The sequence below is a fragment of the Delftia acidovorans NBRC 14950 genome (assembly GCF_001598795.1).
GTDB lineage: Bacteria > Pseudomonadota > Gammaproteobacteria > Burkholderiales > Burkholderiaceae_C > Comamonas > Comamonas acidovorans.
Genome location: NZ_BCZP01000016.1, coordinates 141876 through 150597, shown reverse-complemented (window position 1 = coordinate 150597; position 8722 = coordinate 141876). Strand labels below are relative to the sequence as shown.

Below are 8722 nucleotides of genomic sequence, written 5' to 3'. Positions count from 1 at the left end.
CGGCATGGGCGTGCTGCCGCTGCAGTTCGTGCCGGGCACCGACCGCAAGACCCTGGGGCTGGACGGCACGGAGGTCTATGGCGTGGAAGGCGAGCGCACGCCGGGCACCCAACTCACGCTGGTGATCGAACGCCGCAACGGCCAGACGCTGCGCGTGCCCGTGACCTGCCGGCTGGACACGGCCGAGGAGGTATCGGTCTACGAAGCGGGCGGCGTGTTGCAGCGCTTTGCCCAGGACTTTCTTGCACAGACACAGGACGCTTGATGAACACCACACCCCAGATCCGCATTCCCGCCACCTACCTGCGCGGAGGCACCAGCAAGGGCGTGTTCTTTCGCCTGCAAGACCTTCCGGAGGCTGCGCAACAGCCGGGCCCCGTGCGCGACGCCATCCTGCTGCGCACCCTGGGCAGCCCCGACCCTTACGGCAAGCAGATCGACGGCATGGGCAATGCATCGTCGAGCACCAGCAAGGCCGTGATCCTCTCGGCCAGCACGCGCGAAGGCCATGACGTGGACTACCTGTTCGGCCAGGTCTCCATCGACCGGCCCTTCGTGGACTGGAGCGGCAACTGCGGCAATCTCTCGGCCGCAGTGGGGCCCTGCGCCATCCATATGGGATTGATAGCCCCGGCACGCATTCCACGCAACGGCACGGCCACCCTCCGCATCTGGCAGGCCAACATCGGAAAGACCATCGTGGCCCATGTGCCCATCACGGACGGCCAGGTGCAGGAGACGGGCGACTTCGAGCTCGATGGCGTGACCTTTCCTGCGGCCGAGGTGGCGTTGGAGTTCCTGGACCCTGCCGATGAGGGAGAGGACGGAGGCGCCATGTTCCCCACGGGCCATCTCGTGGATCGCCTGGATGTGCCTGGCGTGGGCAGCTTTGCAGCCACGCTGATCAATGCGGGCATTCCGACCATCTTCATGAACGCAAAGGACCTGGGCTACACGGGCTGCGAGCTGCAGGATGCCATCAACGGCGATGCCGAGGCGCTGGCGCGCTTCGAGGCCATACGCGCCCACGGCGCCCTGCAGATGGGCCTGATCCAGGAGCTGTCCGAAGCCGCCAGGCGCCAGCACACGCCCAAAATCGCCTTTGTGGCACCGCCAGCGCCCTACACGGCCTCCAGCGGCAAACGCATCGAGGCAGGCGATGTGGACCTGCTGGTGCGCGCCCTGTCCATGGGCAAGCTGCACCACGCCATGATGGGCACGGCGGCGGTGGCCATCGGCACGGCGGCAGCGGTGCCGGGCACGCTGGTGAATCTGGCGGCGGGCGGCGGCGAACGCGGCGCCGTTCGCTTCGGCCATCCCTCCGGCACGCTGCGCGTGGGCGCCGAGGCCCGGTTGGTGAATGGCCAGTGGCAGGTGACCAAGGCTTTGATGAGCCGCAGCGCGCGCATCCTGATGGAAGGCTGGATCAGGGTGCCTGGCGAAGTGTTGAACGCCGCGTGAATGCGCAGGGCCCGGCTTCAGGCCTGGGCCGTGCTCACGCCTGGCCGGTCAGCGCCGCTGCGTGCCACGTCTGCAGTTGCTCCAGCGTGTTCGTCGTGCCGCCGCAGGCCACCACCAGCACGCGCTTGAAGCCCTGCAGCGCAGGTGCGCCTGCGTAGGCCAGGGCCAGCGCGGCACCGCAGGCGGGCTCCACATGCAGGCGATGGTCATCAATGAAGCGCAGGCAGGCGTCCAGCGCCTGCGCATCCGTCACCACGGCGCTGCGCACGGGGTGCACCTGCGCCAGATCGAAGGCCCGCTGGCAGACCTGGCGCGCGCCCAGCGAAGTGGCAACGCTGGTGATGCGGTCCAGCAGCACGCGGCGGCCCTGGGCCAGCGACTGCGCCAGGGAGTCCGCGCCGGCCGTCTCCGCGGCAATCACGGGCACATCGGTCCAGCCGTGGCGCTCCAGGCCCTGCACCACGCCGGCCAGCAGGCCGCCGCCGCCCACGGCCAGCACCACGGCGTCGGGCTTGAAGTCGGCAGCAGCCAGCTCATCGACCAGGGTGGAATGCCCCGCCCACAGCAGCGGGTCGTCAAACGGATGGACAAAGGCATCTTCGGCGCCCAACAGGGACTGGGCCAGGGCATTGGCCTCGTCCCAGACGGCGCCATGCACGATCAGCTCGGCGCCCTGGGCACGGATCAGTGCCCGCGCATGCTCGGTCGTGGTTTGCGGTACGACCACGGTGACGGGTATGGACAGCTGCCGCCCGGCATAGGCCACGGCAATGCCGGCATTGCCGCCCGACGAAGCTACAAAGCGCTTCTTGCCCTGGCGCGCCAGGGTCTCGCAGGCATGGCCTATGCCGCGCAGCTTGAATGATCCGCAGGGTTGCAGCGCATCCAGCTTGAGCCAGATTTCAGGACCACCGGCGTGGCTCAGGGCATGGGACGGGATAAGGGGAGTGAAGGTGTGCAAAGGCATGGGGTGGCAGTGTAGAACTGGCGTTCAGCCGCGATAATCCCTTGGCTTTTCAAATATTCTTTGCGCCATGAGCACAAATCAAGCCCTGCCCCTGTTCGGGGAAATGGCCATCTTCGTCAAGGTGGTGGACACGGGCAGCTTCTCCGAGGCCGCGCGTCAGCTGGGCAGCACGCCATCGGCCACCAGCCGGGGCGTGGCGCGGCTGGAAAGGGCACTGGGCCTGCGCCTGCTGGAACGCACCACGCGCAAGCTGCGCCTGAGCGAGGCCGGCCGCGAGGTGCATGCGCGCTGCCTGGACATGGTGGGCGCCGCCCAGGCCGTCATGGCCGCGTCCCTGCTGCAGGACGCGCAACCGCGCGGCCTGGTGCGCATCAGCGTGCCCAAGGCCGTGGGCCGTACCGTGGTCCATCCCCACATGCCCGACTTCCTGGCCCTGTATCCCGAGGTCGACGTGCAGATGCGGCTGGAAGACCGCTACATGGACCTGATCGACGACCCGGTGGACCTGGCCATACGCATCACCAACCACCCGCCGCCGGGACTCATGGGCCGCCACCTGATGGACATCGACCATCTGCTGTGCGCCTCGCCCCAGTACCTGGCCCGGCACGGCACGCCCGTGCATCCGCTGGAGCTCAAGGCCCACAGCTGCATCTACCTGGGCGAGGAGCCCGGCGACGCGCACTGGAAGCTGCGCGGCCATGGCAAGACCGTCACCGTGGCCGTGCACGGGCGCTATGCCGCCAACCACACCGGTGTGCGGCTGGACGCCGTGCTGCAGCACATCGGCATCGCCAGCCTGCCCCGCTTCACGGCACGCGAGGCCCTGGCGGACGGGCGCATCGTGCAGGTGCTGCCGGACTGGAGCTTTCTGCCCAACTACAGCGGCCAGCTGTGGATTCTTCACCCGCCCACGCGCCACCTGCCGCTCAAGCTGCGCGTGCTGATGGATTTCCTGGCCGAGCGGCTGGCCAGATCCGTTGCGCCGCCGCTTTCATAGCTCAAGCCGGCATAAGCCCACCGCCCCGCACGCAGTGCGCACGATGCGCGAACGCAGGCAATGCAACGGCTCAGGGCCTGCACTTCACTCTCCGTCCCCCTGACTGCGCAACCTGCGCCACAGCGTGGCCCGGCTGATGCCCAGGATCTCGCAGGCGCGGCGCTGGTCGCCCTGCACCTGCTCCAGCACTTCGCGCATGCGCTGGCGCTCGGCATCGCGCCGGGCCTCGCGCAGTTGCAGTTGCCGCTGCTGCGCTGGCAGGGTCTGAACGGTACCCTGCCCAGCCCCGTTGCATTCAGGAAACAGCTCCCGCAACCGGCCCATGTCCACGCGGCCCGCGCTGTCACGCAGGTCGTGGCGGCAGGCCAGCAGGCGCTCCACCCAGTTGTCCAGCTCTCGCGCATTGCCGGGCCAACGGTGAGCGGCGGCCAAATCCAGCAGGGCTTCCAGCAAGGGCTCCAGTGAAGAGGCCTCGGCCTGCAGCGACTGCGTGCGCAAACGTCGCGCAAGCATGGTGCGGGCCAGGGCCTGGACATCGCCCTGTCCACGTTCGTGCAGTCCGGGCATGGCCAGGCGCAGCACGGCCAGGCGGTAGAACAGGTCGCGCCTGAATTCACCGCGCTCGACCAGGGCCGCCAGATCGGCATGCGTGGCGGCGATGACGCGCAGGTCCACGGGCACGGACGTGGTGGAGCCCACGCGCAGCACTTCGCGCTCCTGCAGCACGCGCAACAGGCGGGATTGCAGGGCCAGCGGCATGTCTCCGATCTCGTCCAGGAACAAGGTGCCCGTATGGGCCGCCTCAATCAGCCCGGTCTTGCCGCCGCGCCGCGCGCCGGTGAAAGCGCCTTCGTCGTAGCCGAAGAGTTCGCTCTCCAGCAGGCTTTCCCCCAGGGCCGCGCAGTTCACCGCCAGAAAGGGCTGGGCGGCGCGTCGGCTGGCGCGGTGCATGCCCTGGGCCAGCAACTCCTTGCCCGTGCCGCTGTCGCCCTGGATGAGCACGGTGGCATCGCTGGCCGCGAACTGGCGCGCCAGGCGGCGCACGCGCTGGGCGGGTTCGCTGTCGCCCGCGTAGTCTTCGATGCGCCAGCGCACGCCCGCTCCGCGCAGGCTGCGGTTGGCGCGCAGGTGGCGGTCGGCGCGCTGGATGGTGGCGGGGTCGCGACAGACCAGCAAGGCGCCCGTGAGCTGGCCGTTTTCCACGATGGGTGCGCGCCGTACCACCAGGGTGCGCATGGCCAGCTGGACCACGTCTTCACTGCCCTCGGGCTCCAGGGACTGCGACTGCAGCGCCTGTGCCAGCGCCAGCGCGGGTGCCACCTCGTCCAGCAGCCGGCCATGCAGCGCCTTGGCGGGCGCTCCCAGCAGGGCCGCCATGGTGGGGTTCAGTGCCTGGATGCAGCCTTGCGTGTCCACGGCGACCACGCCGTCCTGCAACTGGCCGAGCACGGTTTCCAGCCGCTGGTGGCGGGCGCGCTCGGCATGGCGGTGGCGGGCCAGCAGCACCGCGTCGCGCAGCGCCTGCAGCACGGCGCCGTCGGAGTACAGCAGCACGCTGGGAATGCCGGCCTGCTCGGCCAGGTCGGCAACCAGACCTGGCGCGACCACGGCGCCCACGCCTGCGGCCTGCAGCGCACGCACGCAGGCCTGGGCATCCTCGGGCCCGTGGTAGCTGAACTGGGCAATGCCGGCGCCGAACAGCGCGTCGAACTGGGCCAGGTGCGGCGAGGGATGGTCGAACGACACCAGCCCGATGCGCGGCGTGCCGCCCGGCTGCGCCAATTCCCGCGCGCTGGCCAGCGCCTGCAGCAGATCGAAGCCGCGCACCTCGATCATGACCACGGGAATGTCGACATGCTCGCGCACCCAGGCACCACTGGCGCCGGCGGCCACCAGGGCATCTATGGGCTCGACTGCCTGCAGCGCGCGCACGGCGTGCACGGCGTCGTCAAAGGCCGCGCTGACATGCTCCACACGCACCTGGTCGCCCACCGCCAGGGACATGCGCTCCAGCACGCGGCCGATGCGATGGCGGCCTATGGTGACGACACGAGGCCATGCCGCGCGGGGGGAGGACGGGGTTCCAGGGACAGGGGCCACGACTGATTCATTCATGCAACCGATTATTTCATTCATGCAACATCGCACCGCATGAATCCAGCAGCAGGTTCCGCCCCATCCTCTTGTGAACTGAAAAATGCATTCAGATCAATGGCTTGCAAAAACAAGGGTTTACCCTTTATTGCCATGGCATGCAGCTTGCAAACAAGGCCGGCGTTTCAATCATTTCAAATATTTCCAGGAGACTCCCCATGCACCAGCCATCCCGCCTGCCCCGCCGCACTGCCCTGGCCGCCCTGCTTGCCACCGTGCTGCCGCTGGCCGGCGTGTCGTTTGCCGCGCCTGCCGCCGATGCCTGGCCCACCCGCCCCATCCGCTTGGTAGTGCCGTTCTCTGCAGGCGGCGCCAACGACCTGATGGCCCGCTCGGCCGCCGAAGGTGCGTCCAAAATCCTGGGCCAGCCCGTGGTCATCGACAACCGGCCCGGCGCAGGCGGCACCGTGGGCGCCGACATCGTGGCCAAGGCCCAGCCCGATGGCTACACCCTGCTGGTGAGCGCGGCCGGCGTGATCTCCAACAGCATGATCAAGAAGACCATGCCGTTCAAGGACGATGCGCTGGTGCCCGTGGCCATGATCGGACTGGCGCCTTCGGTGATCGTGGTTCCCAAGAACGCGCCCTACCAGAACCTGCGAGATTTCGTCGAGGCATCGAAGAAGGGCCAGGGCTTCAATTTCGCCACGGCCGGCACGGGCAGCACGCCGCATTTCGTGGCCGAGATGCTGAACGTGAAGTACGGCGCACAGCTGCAGCCCGTGCCCTACAAGAGCGGATCGGAAAGCACGACGGCCGTGCTGGGCGGCCAGGTGGAGGGCACGTCGGAGGCCAGCATCATCGCCCTGCCCCACATCCTCAATGAGGGCAAGTTCAAGGCCCTGGCCACCACCTGGACGCAGCGCATCTCCGCCTATCCGCAACTGTCCACCGCCGTGGAGCAGGGCTTTGCCGAGCTGCAGATCGCGCACTGGGCCGGCATCCATGCACCCAAGGGCACGCCGCCCGCCATCCTGGACAAGCTGGCCGCCGCCGTGGACCAGGCCATGAAGGAGCCGGCCACCGTGGAGAAGCTCAAGGGCCTGGGCATCGAGCCCATCGGCGGCACGCGCGCCGAGTTCGTGAAATTCACCGATGCCGAGCGCAAGCGCCTGGGCGAGATCGTCAAGGCCGCGAAGATGCAGGAAAAGTGAGCCGCTCCCGCCACAACCACGGATTCCAACCGAGACAAGACACCATGAATACCCGCCGCAATACCCTCCGCCTGAGCTTGGGGCTGGCCCTGAGCGCCACCGCCGCTGCTGCGGCCCTGCTGGCCGCCCCCGCCACCGCCGTGGCCCAGGGCGCAGATGCCTGGCCCTCGCGCCCCATCAAGCTCATCGTGCCCTATGCGGCCGGCGGCTTTGCCGATACGCGGGCCCGAAAGATCGCCGACAAGATAGGCCAGAGCCTGGGCCAGCCCATCGTGATCGACAACCGCGGCGGCGCAGGCGGCGTGACGGGCACGGATGCCATTGCCAAGGCCACGGACGGCCATACCTTCGGCTTCGGCTCGCCAGGCCCGCTGGTGACCAATCCCATGCTGATGAAAAAGCTGCCCTACAACGCCGCACGCGACCTGCAGCCCATCATCCTGATCGAAGAGGCGCCGCTGATCCTGACCACGGCGCCCAACCAGCCGTTCAAGACCGTGGCCGAGCTGGTGGCTGCAGCCAAGGCCAAGCCGGGCACGCTGACCTATGGATCGTCGGGCGTGGGCGGCGCCCACCACCTGTCGGGCGAGCTGCTGGCCTTCCAGACGCGCACGGACATGGTCCATGTGCCCTACAAGGGCGGCGCGCTGGCAGCCACTGACCTGATGGGCGGGCACCTGGCCTTCATGTTCGAGATGGGCTATGCGGCCTTGCCCGCCATCCAGGGCGACAAGGTCAAGGCGCTGGCCGTGTCCAGCAAGCAGCGACTGAAGGTGCTGCCCAGCGTGCCCACGCTGGATGAGGCGGGCATCAAGGGCTTCGAGTCGTACAACTGGCTGGGCATGATTGCGCCGGCCAGCACGCCGCCGGCCGTGATCGAGCGCCTGAACAAGGCCGTGAACGAGGCACTCAAGGACGCCGAGGTGCGCGCCATGATCGAGAACACGGGCGGCATGGTCATGGGCGGCACGCCCCAGGCCTATGGCAAGTTCATCGAGGCCGAGCGCGCCAAGTGGGGCCCGGTTATCAAGAACGCCAACATCACGCTGGACTGAGCGCCAGCCCGCGCATCGCTTTTTCCCATTCGACAGAACCATCCATGAACACCAAGCAACAACTCAAGGCCCTGGCCGAAGCGCGCCGCGGCGTGCTCGTGCCCGGCGCATTCAACGCGCTGTCCGCGCGCGTCGTGGCCGATCTCGGCTTCGAGGCCATCTATGTGACCGGAGCCGGCGTGACCAACATGTGGTTCGGCCTGCCCGACCAGGCCTTCATGGGCCTGACCGACATCGCCGACCACACGGCCCGCATCCGCGACGCCGTGGATCTGCCGCTGATCGTCGATGCCGACACCGGCTTTGGCAACGCGCTCAACACCTATCACGCCGTGCGCACACTGGAGCGCGCAGGCGCCGACTGCATCCAGATCGAGGACCAGATCAGCCCCAAGCGCTGCGGCCATTTCAATGGCAAGGAAGTGATTTCCACCGAGGAAATGCTGGGCAAGATCAAGGCCGCCGTGGACGCGCGCCGCGACCAGGGCACGCTGATCATGGCGCGCACCGATGCCTGCGCCACCCAGGGCTTCGAGGCCGCCGTGGAGCGCGCCCAGCGCTTTGCCGAGGCGGGAGCCGACATCCTTTTTGTCGAGGCCGTGACCCAGGCCGAAGAAATCCGCGCCCTGCCCCAGCGCCTGTCCACGCCGCAGCTGATGAACATGGTGATCGGAGGCAAGACGCCCATCACCGACGCGGGTGAGCTGGCAGACCTGGGCTATGGCCTGGTGCTGTATGCCAATGCCGCGCTGCAAGGCGCCGTGGCCGGCATGCAAAAGGCGCTGGGCCAACTGCGCAACGAGCGCAGGGTGGACGAGAACCCCGCTGTGGTCGCCCCCTTTGCCGAGCGCCAGCGCCTGGTCAACAAGCCGTTCTGGGACGCGCTGGAAAAGAAGTACGAGTGAAGCGCGAGTGAAGTTCGAGCGAGGGC

At 68.2% G+C, this 8722-nt stretch carries 7 protein-coding genes and 1 pseudogene; 6 read left to right on the top strand and 2 right to left on the bottom strand.

The genetic code is table 11. From position 1 onward, the window contains the following. A pseudogene (locus DA1_RS20130) lies at positions 1-265 on the top strand (Fe/S-dependent 2-methylisocitrate dehydratase AcnD); the annotation flags it as partial. Then, positions 265-1461 carry a 2-methylaconitate cis-trans isomerase PrpF gene (gene prpF / locus DA1_RS20125; RefSeq protein ID WP_034393143.1) on the top strand — a complete coding sequence of 399 codons (1197 nt, stop codon included), beginning with the start codon at positions 265-267 and terminating at the stop codon, positions 1459-1461. The pseudogene DA1_RS20130 and the gene prpF, both read left to right, overlap by 1 nt. A gap of 34 nt (positions 1462-1495) precedes the next feature. Here the strand turns inward: prpF and DA1_RS20120 are convergent, their stop codons facing one another. After that, positions 1496-2428, bottom strand: a complete 933-nt coding sequence (locus DA1_RS20120) for a pyridoxal-phosphate dependent enzyme (RefSeq protein ID WP_034393140.1) — start codon at positions 2426-2428, stop codon at positions 1496-1498. Between the two features lie 67 nt (positions 2429-2495). Between DA1_RS20120 and DA1_RS20115 the strand changes: the two genes are divergently transcribed. Then, positions 2496-3428, top strand: a complete 933-nt coding sequence (locus DA1_RS20115; RefSeq protein WP_034393138.1) for a LysR family transcriptional regulator — start codon at positions 2496-2498, stop codon at positions 3426-3428. An 84-nt stretch (positions 3429-3512) separates the two neighbouring features. Here the strand turns inward: DA1_RS20115 and prpR are convergent, their stop codons facing one another. Then, positions 3513-5543 (bottom strand): propionate catabolism operon regulatory protein PrpR, encoded by a 2031-nt coding sequence (prpR, locus tag DA1_RS20110; RefSeq protein WP_034393136.1) that lies wholly within the window; start codon positions 5541-5543, stop codon positions 3513-3515. Between the two features lie 197 nt (positions 5544-5740). On the opposite strand from prpR, the gene DA1_RS20105 reads away from it, so the two are divergent. From DA1_RS20105 to DA1_RS20095, 3 genes are read left to right on the top strand one after another with little or no spacing between them, the layout of a single operon-like run. After that, a complete protein-coding gene (locus tag DA1_RS20105; RefSeq protein WP_012205415.1) occupies positions 5741-6736 on the top strand; it encodes a Bug family tripartite tricarboxylate transporter substrate binding protein in 996 nt (331 codons plus the stop codon). A gap of 44 nt (positions 6737-6780) precedes the next feature. Then, on the top strand, positions 6781-7791 hold the full coding sequence (locus DA1_RS20100) for a Bug family tripartite tricarboxylate transporter substrate binding protein (RefSeq protein WP_012205414.1): 1011 nt from the start codon (positions 6781-6783) through the stop codon (positions 7789-7791). Positions 7792-7835: 44 nt separating this feature from the next. Continuing rightward, the gene (locus DA1_RS20095; RefSeq protein WP_016445909.1) at positions 7836-8696 is read left to right on the top strand and encodes an isocitrate lyase/PEP mutase family protein; all 861 of its coding nucleotides are present in this window, start codon (positions 7836-7838) and stop codon (positions 8694-8696) included. Positions 8697-8722 lie beyond the last annotated feature (26 nt).